We start from the raw sequence: 16,115 nt of genomic DNA, 5'->3' as shown, positions 1-16,115 counted from the left end.
GGGTCACCGGTTCTTCCACTCGGGCAGGACGTGCTCGCCGGTCACCCTGTCGGACACGGCCTCCCGCAGGGACGGCCGCCGGGCCTTTGCCTGCTCGTACCACCGGCCGTACCGGTCGGCGAGAGGGACGGACGAGACGCCGTGCAGGAGGATGCCGAGCCCGACGGTGACCGCGATGACGGTGCCCATGAGCCGGGCTCCGGGGACCTTCTCGGCGGCCACCAGCAGCCCGAGGACGAGAGAGGGCAGGCCACGGGGGCCGAACCATCCGGTGTAGGCCAGGGTCGGGGGACTCAGCCGGCTGCCCGCGAGCGCGAGGGCGGTGGGCAGCATGCGCACGGCCGTCAGGCTCAGCACCGCGTAGGCGAGGACGTGCAGGCTCAGGTGCTGGAGTGCGGGGCCGAGGAGCACCGCGCCGAAGACCAGGAAGGTCAGCGAAGCCAGGAAGGCCGCCAGGTGCTCCACGGACTCGAGGGTGTCGTCCTCGGCGTCCTGACCGGCCGGTACGGCCTCCGGCGACGGTCCCGCGCGCAGGGCGGCCGCGAAGGCGAACCCCGCCACCCACGCGGCGACGAACGGGCTGCCGCCCGTGGCCGCCGCGAGCGCGCCCGCCCCCGCGGCGAGGGCGAGGGGGAGGATGCGGCGCCAGTCGTCGGTGACCCGCCCGGCCCCCCACGACCTGGACAGCAGCACCCCGCCCAGCCCTCCGGTCGCCAGGCCCAGCGCGGGGCTGAGCAGCAGCACCTGCCGGAGGATTCCCGCCACCCCCTGGTGCGAGGCCGCTGTCCCGGGCAGTCCGGCGAGGAGGACGGCGAAGACCGGCAGGACCAGGCACTCGTTCAGCCCGCACTCGGCGTTGAGCCCGTGCCGCACGACCGCGGGGATGCGCCGCGCGAACACGGCGGCCTTGCCCACCGACGCGTCGGTGGGCGCGAGGACCACCCCGACGAGCAGCAACTCCCATCCCGTCAGGCCCGGCAGCAGCGCCCACGCGAGGAGCCCGCCGCCCGCGATGGTCAGCGGCAGCCCGACGGAGAGGAGACGGACGGGCAGGAACCAGCCGTTGCGGAACTCCTCCGAACGGACGGTGGCGGCGTCGGTGAACAGGACCAGCGCCAGCGCCACCTCGGCGAGGGCGAGCACCGGCCCGGTGTCGCGCTCCAGATCCAGCAGCCCGAGGCCGACCGGACCGATGAGCACACCCGCGGCGGTGAACACCATCGGGGCCGACACGACGGTCGCGGCCAGACGCCGGGAGACCAGCGCGTACCCACCGGTGACGGCGGACACCGCAGCCACCGCCCACCCGCCGCTTCCGCTCACAGTCCCTCCTCCGGCCCGCGGCGGCGCGCCGTGCACCGACGTGACGTCCGCACCGCCCGGATGCCGGGTGGGGCGACCGCACCCCCCGTGCCCGCGCGGGCGGACCTGTCCAGGAAGAGTGATCGGTCCGGTGCGCCCCGCGGCACCGGACACGCGGACGCTCACCCGATGGACGCACACGTGCTCCGGGCCGGCCCCGCGGCGTATCCGCCGAAGCCCGCAGGAGGCTGAAGGCCGACCGGCGGCGCAAGGTCTTCAGGCGACCGCTTCAGCCCTCCGTTCTCCCTCGGCGGCACGGTGAATGGGCGTGCCCGATTCGGTCAGGGGGACTCCCGTCCCGCCCCGCCGGGCCGCCACGATCTCCGCCGCGATCGACAGCGCCGTCTCCTCGGGCGTACGGGCGCCGAGATCGAGGCCGATCGGCGACCGCAGCCGGGCCAGCTCCCGGTCGGTCACGCCCGCGTCGCGCAACCGCCGGTCGCGGTCCGCGTGGGTGCGGCGCGAGCCCATCGCGCCGACGAACGCGACCGGCATCCGCAGCGCCTCCTTCAGCAGGGGTACGTCGAACTTGGCGTCGTGGGTGAGTACGCACAGGACCGTGCGCCCGTCGACGGCGGTGCGCCGCAGGTAGCGGTGCGGCCAGTCGGCCACGACGTCGTCGGCCCCGGGGAAGCGGGCCCGGGTGGCGAAGACGGGGCGGGCGTCGCACACGGTCACGTGGTAGCCGAGGAACTTGCCCGCGCGCACGAGCGCCGCGGCGAAGTCGACCGCACCGAAGACGATCATGCGGGGCGGCGGCACGCTCGCTTCGACGAGCAGCGTGAGACCACCGGGGCAGTGCGATCCGTCCTCCGAGAGCTCGACCGTGCCGGTGCGGCCGGTGTCCAGCACGGCCCGGGCCTCGGCCGCTGCCGTCCGGTCCAGCTCCGCCCGGCCGCCGAGGGTGCCTTCGTACGCTCCGGTGCCGCGCACGAGCAGGACCCTGCCGAGGAGCCCGGCCGGACCCCGGACCACCCGTGCGACCGCCACCGGCCCGCCCGCGGCGACGGCCGACAGCGCCGACCGGAACGCCGCCCGCCACGGGGCGTCCGCGGCGACCGGCGTGACCATGACGTCGATGACCCCGCCGCAGGTGAGCCCGGTCGCGAAGGCGTCGTCGTCGCTGTAGCCGAAGCGTTCGACGACCGTCTCACCGTCCGCCAGCGCCTGCCGGCACAGCTCGTACACCGACCCCTCGACGCAGCCTCCGGAGACCGAGCCGATGACCGTACCCTCGCCGTCGACGGCGAGGGCGGCGCCGGGACCGCGCGGGGCGCTCCCGCTGACGGCCACGACGGTGGCGACGGCGAAGTCCCGGCCCTGCCCGGCCCAGCGGTGCAGCTCCCCGGCGATGTCAAGCATGCGCTTCCCCCGTGCTCGTCCCGGCCCGGATGACGCGGTCCGGCCGGATGGGCAGGCTCCGGTGGCGTACGCCCGTCGCGTGCCAGACCGCGTTGGCGACGGCCGCCGCGGCGCCCACGACGCCGATCTCGCCGATGCCGTTGATACCGACCGGGTCGTCCGGGTCCGGGGCGGGGTCGCCGATCCAGTGCGCCTCGATGTGCGGCACGTCGGCGTGCGTGGCGACGTGGTATCCCGCGAGGTCGGCGCCGTAGTGGCCGCCGGAGGCGCGGTCCCGGACGGCTTCTTCGTGCAGGGCCATGGAGATGCCCCAGGTCATTCCGCCGACGAACTGGTTGCGGGCGGTGAGCGGGTTGACGATCCGGCCCGCCGCGAAGACGCCGAGCATGCGCCGCACCCGTACCTCGCCGGTGCCGGCGTCGACGGCGACCTCGGCGAACTGGGCTCCGAAGGAGTGCCGTTCCTTCGGAGGGAGGGCCGCGACGGCCGCGGTGGTGTCCGACCGCACCGTGATCCCCTGCGGCGGGATGCCGGCGCCCAGGGCGAGCCGCTCGCGCAACTCGGCCGCCGCGGCGGTGATCGCCCACGCCCAGGAGCGGGTGCCCATCGAACCCCCGGCGATCATCGCCGGCCCGAAGTCGCTGTCCCCGATCCGCACCCGGACGCGGTCCGGCCCGGTCTCCAGCGCGTCGGCGGCCACCTGGGTGAGCGCGGTCCGTGCGCCGGTGCCGATGTCCGCCGCGGAGATCCGTACGGTGAAGGTCCCGTCCGCCTCCGCCGTCACGGCCGCCGTGGACGGCCGGGCCATCACCGGGAAGGAGGCCGCCGCCGTGCCGGTGCCGAGCAGCCAGCGCCCGTCACGGCGCACGCCGGGACGGGGATCGCGATCCGCCCAGCCGAACCGGCCGGCACCCTCCCGGAAGCACGCGAGCAGATGGCGGCCGCTGAAGGGCAGGCCGGACACGGGACCCCGCACGGGCTCGTTGCGCACGCGCAGCTCGATCGGGTCGATGCCGCACTTCTCGGCGAGTTCGTCGAGCGCCGCCTCCAGCGCGAACGAGCCCGGCGCCTCGCCCGGTGCGCGCATCCAGCTCGGGGTCGGCACATCGAGGCGCACCACCCGGTTGGCCGTGTGGTGGGCGTCCGCGTCGTACATCACCCGGGCCGTGGCGGCGCTCGGCTCGATGAACTCGTACACGGTGGAGGTGAGGCTCAGCGAGCGGTGCTCCAGCGCGCGCAACCGCCCGTCGGCGTCGGCGCCCAGCCTGACCCGCTGTGCCGTGGGGCTGCGGTAGCCGGCGAGCGAGAACATCTGGCGGCGCGTCAGTACGACCCGCACCGGGCGGCGGAGGAGGGTCGCGGCCATCACGGCGGCCACCTGATGGGCGCGCAGGCCCTTGCTGCCGAACCCGCCGCCGACGTGTTCGGACCGCACCCGGACCGAGGCCGGGTCGAGCGAGAACAGGCTCGCGAGCTCGCCCGCGACCCAGGTGGTGCCCTGGTTGGAGTCGACGACTTCGAGCCGGCCGCCGTCCCAGCGGGCCGTGGCCGCATGCGGCTCCATCGGATTGTGGTGCTCTTCGGGGGTCGTGTACTCCGCGTCCACGACGACGGCGGACGCCGCGAGGCCGGCCTCCAGGTCCCCCTTCTCGACGACGGCCGGCAGGTGGCCGTCCAAGGGGTACGCGTCCGGGCGCCCACCGGAGAACGCGATGTCGTACGGCTCCTCGTCGTAGTGCACCACGAGCGCTTCGGCGGCCTCCCTGGCCTGCTCGGGCGTCTCGGCGACGACCAGCGCCACGGGCCAGCCCATGCTCGGCACCCGGTCGTGCTGGAACACGGCGCAGGTCGGGTCCGGCGGGACCCCCAGCAGGCCGATGTAGCCGGTGTCGACCCGCGGGGCGTTCCCGTGGTGGAGAACGGCGAGCACCCCCGGCATCGCGAGGACCGCGTCCGCTTCCAGCGAGCGGACACGGCCACGGGCGACGGTGGACAACACCAGCCAGCCGTGGGCGAGTCCGGCGAAGGGGACCTCGGCGGCGTAGCGGGCCGCGCCGGTGACCTTGTCGCGGCCTTCCACCCGGATGCGCGCGGTGCCGACGGCGCCCCTGCGCGCCGTGGGGGCGGTGGTCATCGGGTGGCCTCCTCGGCGAGTTCGGTCAGCACCGCCACCACGAGATTGCGCATCAGCGTCACCTTGTATCCGTTGTGCGGCAGCGGCTCGGCGGCCGCCAGTTCGGCGTCCGCGGCGGCGGCGAACACCTCGGCGCCCGGGTGCGCCCCGGTCAGCGCCCGTTCGGCCGCCGTGGCCCGCCACGGCCGGGACGCGACCGCACCGAAGGCCAGGCGCGCATCACGGATCACCCCGTCCCGGACGTCCAGCGCGGCGGCGACCGAGCCGATCGCGAACGCGTACGAGGCACGCTCGCGCACCTTCCGGTAGCGGGAGCGGGCGGAGGCCGGAGCGGGGGGCAGGGTGACGCCGGTGATCAGCGCTCCCCGCGGCAGGGCGGTCTCCAGGTGCGGTGTGTCGCCCACGGGCAGGTAGAACCCGGTCAGCGGCAACTCGCCCGGGCCGCCGGTCGTCTCGTACGAGACGACGGCGCCGAAAGCCGTCAGCGCCACGGCCATGTCCGAGGGGTGGACCGCCACGCAGTGGCCGGAGGCACCCAGGATCGCGTGATTGCGGTGCTCGCCCTCGACGGCGGAGCAGCCGCTGCCGGGGACGCGCTTGTTGCAGGCTCTGGTCACGTCGGCGAAGTACCCGCAGCGGGTGCGCTGGAGCAGGTTGCCGCCGACCGTGGCCATGTTGCGCAGCTGTCCGGAGGCGCCGGCCAGCACCGCCTGCGCCAGCGCCGGGTAGCGGCGGCGGACGTCGGGGTGCGCGGCGAGGTCGCTGTTGGTGACGGTCGCGCCGATGTGCAGGCCCCCGTCCGCGGTCGGCTCGATGCGGCCCAAGGGCAGCTCGCGCACGTCGACGAGGCGGGCGGGGCGCTCGACGCCGGCCTTCATCAGGTCGACGAGGTTGGTGCCGCCGCCGAGGACGCGGGCGCCGGGGTCGGCATCGAGCAGGGCGAGGGCGCCGGAGACGTCGAATACGCGCTGATATCCGAACTCCTTCACGCGGCTGCCCTCTTGGCCGGCGTGGTCGCTGCGCGCCCGGTGGCCGCTGCGTGCTCCGTGGTCACCGAGTGGCCCGCAGAATCCGTACGGACCGCGGCCGCGCGGGAGACCGCCTGCACGATCGACACGTAGGCGGCGCAGCGGCACAGGTTCCCGCTCATCCGCTCCCGTATCTCGTCGTCGGTCAGCGGGGGCGGGCCCGCTTCGGGCCGTACGTCGTCGGTGACGGCGCTCGGCCAGCCCGCCGCGTGCTCCTCGATCACCGCGACCGCCGAGCAGATCTGCCCCGGCGTGCAGTAGCCGCACTGGTAGCCGTCCAGGTCGAGGAACGCCTGCTGGACCGGGTGCAGCCGACCGCCTTCGGCGAGGCCTTCGACGGTGGTGACCGCCCGTCCCTCGGCCGCCACCGCGAGCTGCAGGCAGGCCACGGCCCGGCGCCCGTCGAGCAGGACGGTGCAGGCGCCGCACTGCCCCTGGTCGCAGCCCTTCTTGGTGCCGGTCAGATCGAGGCGCTCGCGTAACGCGTCGAGGAGGGTGGTGCGGTGATCGACGGTCAGCGTGTGCTTGGCGCCGTTGATGTCCAGGGTGACGGAGCTGTGCGTTGTCGAGGGGGGTGATGTGCTGGGTGATGAGGGGGGTGGGGTCACGATCAGCCTTCTTTCGCGTATCCGGGGGCGCACCGAGGGGGCGGGCCGGCAGGCGGACGAATCAGGAGCCGTATCAGGAGCCGAACCAGGAACCGGGTCAGGAGCCGTATCAGGAGCCGAATCAGAGGTGGAGGGCCGGGTAGGAGATCGCGCGCTGTGCGTACATGACGACGTGGGGTCCGGGAACACTGCAGGCGGCGGAGATCGCAAAGCCGGTGCCGCGACGGCCGCCGGCAGGCCGTATCCGCCGCTATGGTGAGCTCAAGCGGACAACTGTCCGTTCAATTGGAGCGTAGTGGACAGTTGTCCGGTTAACAAGGGCGGGATTCGGGCACGCGCCGCCGGGAGGACGAGTGCAGGAGAAGAAGGACGCGGTTCTGCGGTCGGACGCGAGGCGGAACCGCGAGCGCATCCTCGAAGCGGCGGTGGCCGAGCTGACGCGCTGCCCGGACGCCCCGCTGAGCGCGATCGCCAAGAAGGCGGGCGTCGGGCAGGGCACGTTCTACCGGAACTTCCCCCACCGCGAGGCGCTCGTCCTCGAGATCTACCGCTACGAAATGCAGCAGGTCGCCGACACGGCGGCCCAATTGCTCGAAACGCGGGAACCGGACCGGGCCCTGCGCGAGTGGATGGACCGCCTCGCCCGGTTCGCCATGACCAAGGCCGGCCTGGCGGACGCGATCCGCATGGCCACCGGCAGGCCCGGGGGGCCGGCGAAGCCGGGGCACGCCCCGGTGACCTCCGCGGCCGGCCTCCTGCTCCGCGCCAACGAGCAGGCCGGCACCATCCGTCCGGGCGTCTCCCCGGACGACTTCCTCCTCGCCATCGCCGGCCTCTGGCAGATCGACCCCGGCTCGGACTGGCAGCCGCGCGTCACCCGGCTGCTGGACCTCGTCATGGACGGACTGCGCGCGGGAGCGCCGGGGCGGTAGCCGTGCCCGGGCCGGGAGCGAGGCCGGCGCGGGGCTCCCTGACTCGGCGTCAGAGTGTCCGGCAGTGCCTGGGGTCGGCAATCATGGGCCTCATGGAACGCTATGCCTGCGAACACCTCGTCAGCTGGCACCACCGGCTGCCCGAGCGCCGTCCCGACACCGTCACCGCGGTCGTGCTGCACGCCACCGAGCTGCCCGGTTTCGACGAGGCGCTGCTGGAAGCCGACAGGACGGCACGGGAGAGCGAGACCGGGCGCGGGATGTGCGGGCACCTGTACATCGACCGGGACGGTGCGGTGCACCAATTGGTGCCGTTCGAACGCGTCGCACAACACGTCCGCGGACACAACACCTCGTCCATCGGCATCGAACTGATCAACCGCGGGCGGTACCCCCGCTGGTTCGACACCGACCACCAGACCCCGACCGAGCCGTTCCCGGCCGCGCAGGTGCAATCGCTCCGGGAAGTGCTGAGGGCGCTTCGCGGCGAATTCCACCACCTCGCCGACCTGTACCGGCACAGCGATCTCGATACCGCCCTGGTCCCCGCAGAGGACCGCCCCGAAGCGAAGGTGCGCCGCCGGATCGACCCCGGCCCGCTCTTCCCCTGGAAAGCCGTGTCGGCGTTCTGGACCGAGCTCGGCGACGGACGGAAACATTAGGCCGTTGGGGGCAGACCTCGCGGAATGCGACACGGGCGGGTCCACCTGACCGTCCGGGAGGCGCGGCGTTCAGCACGTGGCTGCTGGGCGAGGCGGGTTTGGCGCCGAGCAGTAGCGGCCGGGGAACCGCGCCGCCGTGCCGACCGTCGACATCGTCATCCGGAGCCATGCCAAGGACTTCGCGTGGCTCCGGCACTGCCTGTCCGCCGTTCGGCGCCGCCGTACGGGATTCCGCCGTGTCGTCGTGGTGGTGCCCCGGAAGAGCGCGACGCGTCTGACCCGGTACGGCATCGAGGCCAACAGCATCATCCGGTGCCCGGACTACGCCTAGGACTACCTGGGCCAGCAGGTCACCAAGGTCCTCGCCGGCCGGCTCACCGACGCCGACTTCATCGCGCACCTCGACTCCGACTGCGTGGTCCGCCGCCCCATGAGCCCGGCGGACCTGATGGACGGCGCGGGCCGCCCCCGCATGCTGTACACCCCGGATCGCCACTTCCGCCGCGGGGCGCCCTGGCGGGCGGCGACGGAACACTTCCCTTCTCCGAATTCAACGTGCTGGGCGCGTACGCCCACCGGCACCACAGGGAAGCGTTCGCGTGGACGCTGCATCCCAGCCCGGCCTACGACGAGACGCTGACCCGCGTCTTCTGGAGCTGGGCCGGCATCACGCCGGCCGCCCGGAGGGAGCTGCGAAGACTCGGCCAAGAGGACGACACGACACTCGGGACGGGGGTCGGGGATGTTCCGGCCGAGCCGTGACGTGGCGGTGTTCGCGTCCGTGGTGGAACCCCCTCGCCTGGACGCACTCGCCCGGGCCATGAGGGCGGGCGAGGGCCGACCAGCCGAGGTCCTCACACCCACGGGCCGCCGGGTCGACCGCCACGTGCGGCGCACCAGCACCGTGTGTGTTCCGCCGGTGGTCTCGGAACCGGTACGACGCCGCTTCGTAGCCCTCCGCGAGAAGCTGGCGGAGCGCTTCGGGGTCCCCCTGGGTCCCTGCGAGGCACCGCAGTTCCTGTGCGCTACGAGCACGGTGACCGCTTCGTGCCGCACGCGGACGTGACGGCGTCGGGCGGCGGGCTCCCGGCCCTTCGCCGCCGGGTGTCGGCGGTCCTGCATGTGGCCCAGGATCCGGTGCATTCGCCGTCCCGCGGGACGGATCCCGAGGCGGCGTGGCGCGGAAGCCTGACGTTCTTCGACACGTCCCCGGACGTCACCTGGCGGCGACGGCGAGCACGCCGGCCGACGGCCTTCGCCGGCGGTTCCATGCTGTTCTGTTGCGGGTGCCGGCGCGTCATCCCTGGGCCCCGATTCCAGGGCGTGCCCTCCGCCGTGCGGGGGAATCGGGGCCACTTTCCGGGTTGCCTGCAGGGTTCTAGCCCTGGGTGCCGTTCTGGTCGACGGGGTACAGGCCGAGCCGGCCTTCGGGGTCGGCCGGGTTGGCGCCCTTGACGTCACCGACGTAAAGGTTGATGAGCGCCTTGTAGCGGTCGAGGGCGGCGCGGTCGCTCATGAAGGCGCCCAGGCCGAGCGGGTTCATGTTCGGGTAGTCGAAGATGCCTTTGCGGCCGGCCGGGGTGGCGACGTCGGTGCGGGCGCTCCAGCGGTTCTGCTGCCCCTGCATCGACAGGATCCAGCTCATGTACAGCTTGGCGGCGGCCTTGTGCGGGGCGTCCTTGAGGATGGCGCCGGTCTGCGGCCACGCGACCCACGGCGACTTCTCCGGGATGCTCGTCTTCGACAGGCCGCTCGCACTGCCCGAGCTGCCGAAGTTCGCCACGTAGTCGCCGGTGCCGACCAGGCCGGACGCGTCCGCGGTGCCGCGGACGAACTTGGGGTTCTGGGCGAGGAGCTTCTTCAGGTAGTCGGTGCCGTACTTGTCGGTGAGCTGCTTGAAGTAGTACAGAACGGCGTCGTCGTCGTTCGGGTACGTGAAGACGAGCTTGTTCTTGAACTCGGGCTTCAGGAAATCCTGGGCTTCGACGGGCGCGTTGTTGCCGAGCGTGGTGGCGGTGACATTGGCGAAGGCGATGAAGAACAGGCCCGTGTAGTAGCCGTCCTTGTCCTTGACCTGGTCGTAGACCTTGTTCCAGCCGACCGGCTTGTACTTCTCGAGCGCGCCCTCCTTCTTCCAGCGCGGGAAGTCGTCGAGGGTCTGCAGGTGGACGACGTCGGCTACGACCTTGCGCTCGGCTATCTGGTTGTCGAGGCGCGCGTCGTGGTTCTTGCTGAAGTCGACGACGGTGTCGACCTTCATCTTGGGGAACTGTTTGACGAACGCGTTCTTGAGGGAGTCGGCCTGGCCCGGCTTGTCGCCGCCGGCGTAGACGACCAGACGTCCGCCCTCGGCGACGGCCTCCTGGTACAGCTTCTGCAGCTGCTCGTCCTCGCTCGCGCTCTTCGGCGCGGGGCGGGCGGCGGGGGTGGCGGCAGCGGCGGTGGCTCCGCTCGCGGCGAGGACGCCGAGGGCGACGGCGGTGGCCCAGGCCTTTCGGGGGGACTTCACGAAGGCTCCTTCATGGGGGGAGGCGGGAGATCTTGAAAGTTCAACGATTTCCGAGCGCTCACTCTAGGACGCTCTCGTTGAATGTTCAAGGAGTGGTGCCGGGGTGTGCGGGTGCGGTGCGGGGGTGGGGGTGCGCAGGTGTGCCCCGGGCCTCGCACGGATTCGGGCAGCCCGGGCGGTAGAGCCTGGTGCTTCGGCGTCGATGATCGAGGACGGGGAACGCCTCGGATGCGGGAAACGGAACTCGCCGCCGGGCTCCCCTCGGTGTCCCTAAACTACCGGTATGGCTGCGGGGGGCTGGAATTGGTTCTGGATCGTGTCGTCGATGCTGCTCGGCCAGGCCACGGTCCTGGCGACAGGGATCTTCAACAATCGATCCCAGTTCAGGCGCGAAGCACTGGCCAGGAGGGCCGACCGCTACAAGGTGCTCGCCGAGCGCCGTGAGACGTTCGAGCTGACGCATCTGGTGGAAGTGAACACCTTGCTGCGGAACGCGATGGCCGCTCTCCTCGCCTTCAGTTCCGCCCGGCATCTGTACAGGTCGCGCATGCAAGCAGAACCGTCCGAACCCCCGGAGAGCCTCCGGCAGCCCGTGACGGACGCATCCGATGCCTCGGACGCCGCTCTCGACGCCTTGCGCTCCCAGATCGGCTTCATCCTCGCGCACAACGTCCGGGCACTGGCCGACGTCGCGGAGGAAGCCATCACGCGGGCGGCCTCGGGCGTCTCCCTCGACGCGCCGGTCGACTTCACCGACGTGAGCAAGAAGGCGAACGCGGCGTACGAAGCCCTGGCCGCGCGGCTCCGGGACATCTACGCGGCCGCGGAGGCGGCGGCGCCGACGCCGTCGGCCTCGTAGGCGGCCAAGGGCCTGCCGGGCCCCGCTCGAAGGCTCAGGACTCCCACGACGGCGCGAGGCGCGGCGGCGCGTGCTCGACGAACACGCTCAGCCGGTACACCGTCGGCTGGACGAGACGCCCGCAAAGCATGTCCACCCGCAGGTTCGACCCGTGGGTCACCGTGCCGTCGTCACACAGGCAAACAAGGAAGATCGCCAAGGCCCTCCCGGCCGGTGTAGCGCCCCTCCTCAGGGCGTGAGCGCTTCGTACGTGGCACGGAGGAGCGCGTGGCCGCGCGGGTCGGCGAGGCCGAGGTTGGTCATCCGGTTCATCACGTAGGCGAAGGTCATGCGTGTGCCGAGGTCGTTGACGATCAGCGATCCACCTCGTCCGCCCCAGTAGCACGCATGCGGGCCGGCCATGGTGACCGGTGTGTCGGCGGCGTTGAGGGCGTAGCCGATGCCGAAGTGCAAGGGGATGCCGAGTACGAGGTCGATGCCGTGGGACTGCTCGTCGAATACCGAGCGGCAGGCGGCTTCGGAGAGGAGGCGCGCCGAAGGCGTACGGCCTCCGGAGGAGAGCAGCGACTGGACGGCGGCGACGGATCGTGCGTTTCCGTAGCCCGCTGCAGCCGGGATCTCGGCGCGACGCCACTGGACGGTCCAGGTGTCCTGGGTCGTGACGTAGGCGCCGACCGGGATGGTCACCCGGGGGCTGGCGGCGGGTGCGGGTGCGGAACCGGCCGCGGGGATGCCGTGGGAGACGCGGTGATCGTGTTCGGCTTCCAGGCCTATGTGGAAGTCGGAGCCCAGTGGGGCGGCAAGCTGCTCCGCGAAGAAGGTGCCGATCGACTGCTGACTGATGCGGCGGACGACTTCGCCGATCAGGAAGCCGTGGGTGAAACGGTGGTAACCGGACCTTGTGCCAGGCTTCCAGCGGGGTGTCTGGCGGGTCAGCAGGGTGGTGGCCTTCTCCCAGTCGCACAGGTCGCCGAGCGTCATGGGCCGGTCCCAGTCGGGTAGTCCGGCGGTGTGGCCGAGCAGATGCCGGACCTTGATGTGCTCCTTGCCTGCAGTACCGAACTCGGGCCAGTACTTCGCGACCGGTGCGGACAGATCGAGTTCCCCGCGGTCCGCGAGGAGGAGAGCGCACAGCGCGGTCATCGTTTTCGTGATGGACCACACGTTGGTGACGGTGTCGCGCCGCCATGGCCGCGTACGGGCCTGATCCGCGTGCCCGCCCCACAGGTCGACGACGGGTTCGCCGTCGACGTAGACCGCCACCGAGGCGCCGACGTCCGCGCCGCTGCGCAGGGAGTCGGCGAATTCCGCTCGTACGGCGCTGAACCGATCGCTGCAACTGCCGTGAATCTCCATGCTGTACAAGATCTCCGATCCGGACACCGAGGGAGGCCCGCTGCGATGTTCGGAGTCGAGATGAGATACGTACGTTTCTGACGCCGGCTGCCGCCGCACTCCTTGCGATGGCCCCCGCAACGGCCGTCGCCGGGCCCAGGGAAGCCCCGTGCCCGAGCGTGAACGGGTGCACGTCATGGCCCGGCACACCGTCCATGTCGGCCCGAGCGTCAGCGCCCCGCCGGTGCAGGCCGTCGTAGCCACAGCGTGCGTACTCACCTGATCGGGTGAGCTCGATTCCTCCTGCGGGTAGCGGGGAATGCGCCGGGCAGCCTCTTCCCGGAAGCTTCCCGGGCGGGAGGAGTCGCTGTCGTGGCACCAGGACCTACCCGAGCCGGCCGGGCCGACGTCGTGCGGTTGTTCGTGATCGGCGTGCTCCCCACCCTCGTCCAGGGAGCCTGTCTCCGTCGCTCCTTGGGAGTGAGGCTCACGGCCGCAATGGACACCCACGCTTGGGGCTGCCGCCTTCTGGACGACTTGCGCGAGCGTCACGGTCCGGGGCCGGTGCTCGTCAACGCCTTCGGCAGGACAGGTCTCATCCTCCTCTCGGCCGACGACGCTCGCCGCATGCTCGCCGAGACCGGTGTGTCGTTCACGACTGCCAACCGCGAAAAAATGGCCGCCCTGTCACATTTCGAGCCGGACGCCGTGCTGATCACTCCGGGCTCCCTCAAGGCGGAGCGGCGCAGGTTCAACGAGGCCGCAATCGACCATGGCGTGGCCGGGCAGTGGTTCCGCGACGCCTGCCGGGCAGCCGTCGAGGAGGAGGCGCGGCCACTGCTCGTCGGGGGCCCGCTCACGTGGAAGCGGTTCCGCGGCGCCTACCAACGCATCGTGCGCCGGATCGTCTTCGGTGACGCCGCCCGGGACGACGAGCGCATCACCGAGCTACGGGACAAGCTGCGCAGCGACGGCAATTGGTTCATGCTGCACCGCAAACGCCATCGTCTGCGCAATGAGTTGTTCGTCCGCTGCCGGCACTACATCGACCTGCCCGAGCCGGGCGGCCTGGCCCGGGCGGTGAGTGCCACCCCTGCCACGGCCGAGATCAACCCCGTGGCCCAGATGCAGCACTGGTTCTTCGCCTTCGACGCCGCCCCTGTCTCCGACTACCTCACGCTCGGTCTCCTGGCCGGCCGCCCGGAGCATTCGGCCAGGGCCCGCGCGGACCGTGCGTACCTCAGGGCCTGCGTCCTGGAGGCCCAGCGGCTGTGGCCCACGACCCTGGCCCTCGTGCGCGACACGACTGCCGAGACGCACTGGCCGGGCGGCTGGACGCTTCCGGCGGGCGCGGCGGTGATCGCCTGCACCCCGTTCTTCCACCGGGACGCCCGGCGCCTTCCGTACGCCGACCGGTTCGAACCCGAGGTGTGGCTCGACGGGCGGGCCGAGGCGGACTGGTCGATCGCACCGTTCAGCCGTGGCCCCGCCCAGTGCCTCGGCAAGGAGATCGTCCTCTCCACCAGTGCCGTGCTCCTCACCGAACTGCTCGGCCACGACTGGCGCATCACCTCGTCGAACCGTCTCGGACCCGAACGACCCCTCCCTCGCACGGCCGATCACACGTCGCTGCGGTTCGCGGCGGCCGGCGATCGCGCAGCCCGCGGCTGACGCCGTGATGGACTCTTCTCGTCCGGCTGCCTCTCCGGCCCCCACCGCATCCGTCCGGTGGTATCCGGGCGACCGCCCGGCCGCCTTCACGCCGGCGGAGATCCTGAGCGCGGCGGTTGTCATCAGGGAAGCCGTCCATCTCGTGACCGCCCCCGCGGGACGGGGGATCGGGATCGCCGTAGGGGGTGCCACGGGCCCGGTCGTCCCCGGCCGGCAGGGGCTGCCCTTGCTGGGCACCCTGCCACCGCTGTACCCGGAGTGGCTCGGGGACCGCTCCTTCGGCGAGGCGCACGGCGTGCGGTTCCCCTACGTCGCCGGGGAGATGGCGGGCGGCATCGCGACCGTGGCCATGGTCTCCGCCATGGCCCGGGCGGGCATGCTCGGCTTTTTCGGCGCCGCCGGACTGGATCCGGAGCGTGTCGAACGGGCGGTTTCCGAGCTGGCCTCCGCTCTCGCGGGGAAGCCGAACTGGGGCGTCAACCTGATCCATTCGCCCGGTGAGCCGGTGCTGGAGGACCGGGTCGCCGAGATCGCCCTGCGCCACCGCGTGCCGGCCGTCTCCGCCTCCGCGTTCATGGCACTCACCCCCGCGGTGATCAAGGTCGCCGCCCGCGGGCTGCGCCGCGGACCCCACGGGCGGATCCTGCGCGGCACCCGGCTGTTCGCCAAGGTGTCCCGGCCCGAGGTCGCGGGGCCCTTCATGGCGCCGGCCCCCGAGCCCCTGGTGCGCGCTCTCGTGGAGCGGGGGGAGCTCACCGCGGACGAGGCCGAGCTGGCCGCCCAAGTGCCCGTCGCGGAGGACGTCACCGTCGAGGCGGACAGCGGCGGCCACACCGACAACCGGCCGCTCACGGTCCTTCTGCCGGCCATGCTCGCCCTGCGGGACGAGCTCACGGCCGTACACGGCTACGACCGCGGCATCAGGATCGGGGCGGCGGGCGGGCTGGGCACGCCCGCCGCGGTGGCAGGCGCCTTCGCCCTCGGCGCGGCGTACGTCCTGACCGGTTCCGTCAATCAGGCCACCCGGGAATCGGGGCTGTCGGACGACGCGAAGGCGATGCTGGCGCGGGCCGACGTCGCCGACGTGACCATGGCACCGGCGGCCGACATGTTCGAGCTCGGGGTGAAGCTCCAGGTGCTGCGCAGGGGAACGCTCTTCGCCGGGCGCGCCACCCTGCTCTACGAGCTCTACCGCGACCACGAGAGCTGGGAGGACATCCCGCCCGGGCAGCGAGCCCGGGTCGAACAGGACATCCTCAGGACGTCGTTCGACGCCGTCTGGGCCGAGACCGTGCGCTTCTGGGAGCAGCGGGACCCGTCCCGGCTCCGGAAGGCCGAGCAGGATCCCCGGGACCGGATGGCGCTGGCCTTCCGCTGGTACCTGGGCATGTCCAGCCGCTGGGCGGTGGCGGGGAACGCCGAACGCCGAGCGGATTACCAGATCTGGTGCGGCCCGGCCATGGGAGCGTTCAACCGCTGGGCGGCGGACAGCTTCCTCGCCGAGCCGGGCCGGCGCGACGTGGTCCAGATCGCCCTGAACCTCCTGGAGGGCGCGGCCGTCCTCACCCGAGCCCATCAACTGCGCAGTCACGGCGTCGCCGTGCCCGCCGCCGCCTTCGCCTTCCGGCCCCGGCGGCTCGCCTAGCCCCTGTC

The 16,115-nt window shown here is 72.3% G+C and carries 15 protein-coding genes; 7 read left to right on the top strand and 8 right to left on the bottom strand.

All coding sequences use genetic code 11. From position 1 onward, the window contains the following. Nucleotides 1-3: 3 nt before the first annotated feature. From V7793_RS03395 to V7793_RS03375, 5 genes are all read right to left on the bottom strand, one after another. Nucleotides 4-1,323, bottom strand: coding sequence for a cation:proton antiporter domain-containing protein (locus tag V7793_RS03395; protein ID WP_335581375.1), 1,320 nt, complete (start codon nucleotides 1,321-1,323; stop codon nucleotides 4-6). Nucleotides 1,324-1,578: 255 nt separating this feature from the next. Next, the gene (locus V7793_RS03390) at nucleotides 1,579-2,724 is read right to left on the bottom strand and encodes an XdhC/CoxI family protein (RefSeq protein ID WP_335581374.1); all 1,146 of its coding nucleotides are present in this window, start codon (nucleotides 2,722-2,724) and stop codon (nucleotides 1,579-1,581) included. Continuing rightward, nucleotides 2,717-4,858: a xanthine dehydrogenase family protein molybdopterin-binding subunit gene (locus V7793_RS03385; RefSeq protein WP_335581373.1), complete on the bottom strand. Its 2,142-nt coding sequence runs from the start codon at nucleotides 4,856-4,858 to the stop codon at nucleotides 2,717-2,719. Before V7793_RS03385 ends, V7793_RS03390 begins: the two co-directional genes overlap by 8 nt. After that, nucleotides 4,855-5,847, bottom strand: a complete 993-nt coding sequence (locus V7793_RS03380; protein WP_335581372.1) for an FAD binding domain-containing protein — start codon at nucleotides 5,845-5,847, stop codon at nucleotides 4,855-4,857. Before V7793_RS03380 ends, V7793_RS03385 begins: the two co-directional genes overlap by 4 nt. Continuing rightward, entirely contained in the window at nucleotides 5,844-6,494 is a 651-nt protein-coding gene (locus V7793_RS03375; protein ID WP_335581371.1) for a (2Fe-2S)-binding protein, read from the bottom strand. Before V7793_RS03375 ends, V7793_RS03380 begins: the two co-directional genes overlap by 4 nt. A 353-nt stretch (nucleotides 6,495-6,847) precedes the next feature. On the opposite strand from V7793_RS03375, the gene V7793_RS03370 reads away from it, so the two are divergent. From V7793_RS03370 to V7793_RS03355, 4 genes are all read left to right on the top strand, one after another. Further along, a complete protein-coding gene (locus tag V7793_RS03370) occupies nucleotides 6,848-7,426 on the top strand; it encodes a TetR/AcrR family transcriptional regulator (protein WP_335581370.1) in 579 nt (192 codons plus the stop codon). A 92-nt stretch (nucleotides 7,427-7,518) separates the two neighbouring features. Then, nucleotides 7,519-8,088, top strand: a complete 570-nt coding sequence (locus V7793_RS03365; protein WP_335581369.1) for an N-acetylmuramoyl-L-alanine amidase — start codon at nucleotides 7,519-7,521, stop codon at nucleotides 8,086-8,088. Between the two features lie 136 nt (nucleotides 8,089-8,224). After that, a complete protein-coding gene (locus V7793_RS03360; RefSeq protein ID WP_335581368.1) occupies nucleotides 8,225-8,419 on the top strand; it encodes a hypothetical protein in 195 nt (64 codons plus the stop codon). A 224-nt stretch (nucleotides 8,420-8,643) separates the two neighbouring features. After that, nucleotides 8,644-8,850, top strand: coding sequence for a hypothetical protein (locus V7793_RS03355; RefSeq protein ID WP_335581367.1), 207 nt, complete (start codon nucleotides 8,644-8,646; stop codon nucleotides 8,848-8,850). A gap of 616 nt (nucleotides 8,851-9,466) precedes the next feature. Here the strand turns inward: V7793_RS03355 and V7793_RS03350 are convergent. Then, complete coding sequence (locus V7793_RS03350) at nucleotides 9,467-10,597, bottom strand: ABC transporter substrate-binding protein (RefSeq protein WP_335581366.1); 1,131 nt, start codon at nucleotides 10,595-10,597, stop codon at nucleotides 9,467-9,469. Between the two features lie 283 nt (nucleotides 10,598-10,880). Here V7793_RS03350 and V7793_RS03345 point away from each other — a divergent pair, with 283 nt between their 5' ends. Further along, nucleotides 10,881-11,456, top strand: coding sequence for a hypothetical protein (locus V7793_RS03345; protein WP_335581365.1), 576 nt, complete (start codon nucleotides 10,881-10,883; stop codon nucleotides 11,454-11,456). 34 nt (nucleotides 11,457-11,490) lie between these two features. Here V7793_RS03345 and V7793_RS03340 read toward each other — a convergent pair whose 3' ends face one another. Further along, nucleotides 11,491-11,655, bottom strand: a complete 165-nt coding sequence (locus V7793_RS03340; protein ID WP_335581364.1) for a hypothetical protein — start codon at nucleotides 11,653-11,655, stop codon at nucleotides 11,491-11,493. A 29-nt stretch (nucleotides 11,656-11,684) separates the two neighbouring features. Further along, nucleotides 11,685-12,812 carry a serine hydrolase domain-containing protein gene (locus V7793_RS03335; RefSeq protein WP_335581363.1) on the bottom strand — a complete coding sequence of 376 codons (1,128 nt, stop codon included), beginning with the start codon at nucleotides 12,810-12,812 and terminating at the stop codon, nucleotides 11,685-11,687. Nucleotides 12,813-13,289: 477 nt separating this feature from the next. Here V7793_RS03335 and V7793_RS03330 point away from each other — a divergent pair, with 477 nt between their 5' ends. Together V7793_RS03330 and V7793_RS03325 are read left to right on the top strand one after the other, a co-directional pair. Beyond that, nucleotides 13,290-14,462 carry a cytochrome P450 gene (locus V7793_RS03330; RefSeq protein WP_335581362.1) on the top strand — a complete coding sequence of 391 codons (1,173 nt, stop codon included), beginning with the start codon at nucleotides 13,290-13,292 and terminating at the stop codon, nucleotides 14,460-14,462. Between the two features lie 7 nt (nucleotides 14,463-14,469). Then, nucleotides 14,470-16,107, top strand: a complete 1,638-nt coding sequence (locus V7793_RS03325; RefSeq protein ID WP_335581361.1) for a PfaD family polyunsaturated fatty acid/polyketide biosynthesis protein — start codon at nucleotides 14,470-14,472, stop codon at nucleotides 16,105-16,107. Nucleotides 16,108-16,115: the final 8 nt, after the last annotated feature.

Source organism: Streptomyces sp. KLMMK, assembly GCF_036961605.1.
GTDB lineage: Bacteria > Actinomycetota > Actinomycetes > Streptomycetales > Streptomycetaceae > Streptomyces > Streptomyces telluris.
Note: the sequence above shows the minus strand (reverse complement) of the source record. Positions and strands in the feature narration are given on the sequence as shown.

Bases quoted from the DNA above. Each gene is read 5' to 3' on its own strand.
- V7793_RS03325 (WP_335581361.1), top strand. From the start codon at position 14,470: ATGGACTCTTCTCGTCCGGCTGCCTCTCCGGCCCCCACCGCATCCGTC.
- V7793_RS03345 (WP_335581365.1), top strand. From the start codon at position 10,881: ATGGCTGCGGGGGGCTGGAATTGGTTCTGGATCGTGTCGTCGATGCTG.
- V7793_RS03385 (WP_335581373.1), bottom strand. From the start codon at position 4,858: ATGACCACCGCCCCCACGGCGCGCAGGGGCGCCGTCGGCACCGCGCGC.
- V7793_RS03365 (WP_335581369.1), top strand. From the start codon at position 7,519: ATGGAACGCTATGCCTGCGAACACCTCGTCAGCTGGCACCACCGGCTG.
- V7793_RS03335 (WP_335581363.1), bottom strand. From the start codon at position 12,812: ATGGAGATTCACGGCAGTTGCAGCGATCGGTTCAGCGCCGTACGAGCG.
- V7793_RS03390 (WP_335581374.1), bottom strand. From the start codon at position 2,724: ATGCTTGACATCGCCGGGGAGCTGCACCGCTGGGCCGGGCAGGGCCGG.
- V7793_RS03330 (WP_335581362.1), top strand. From the start codon at position 13,290: ATGGACACCCACGCTTGGGGCTGCCGCCTTCTGGACGACTTGCGCGAG.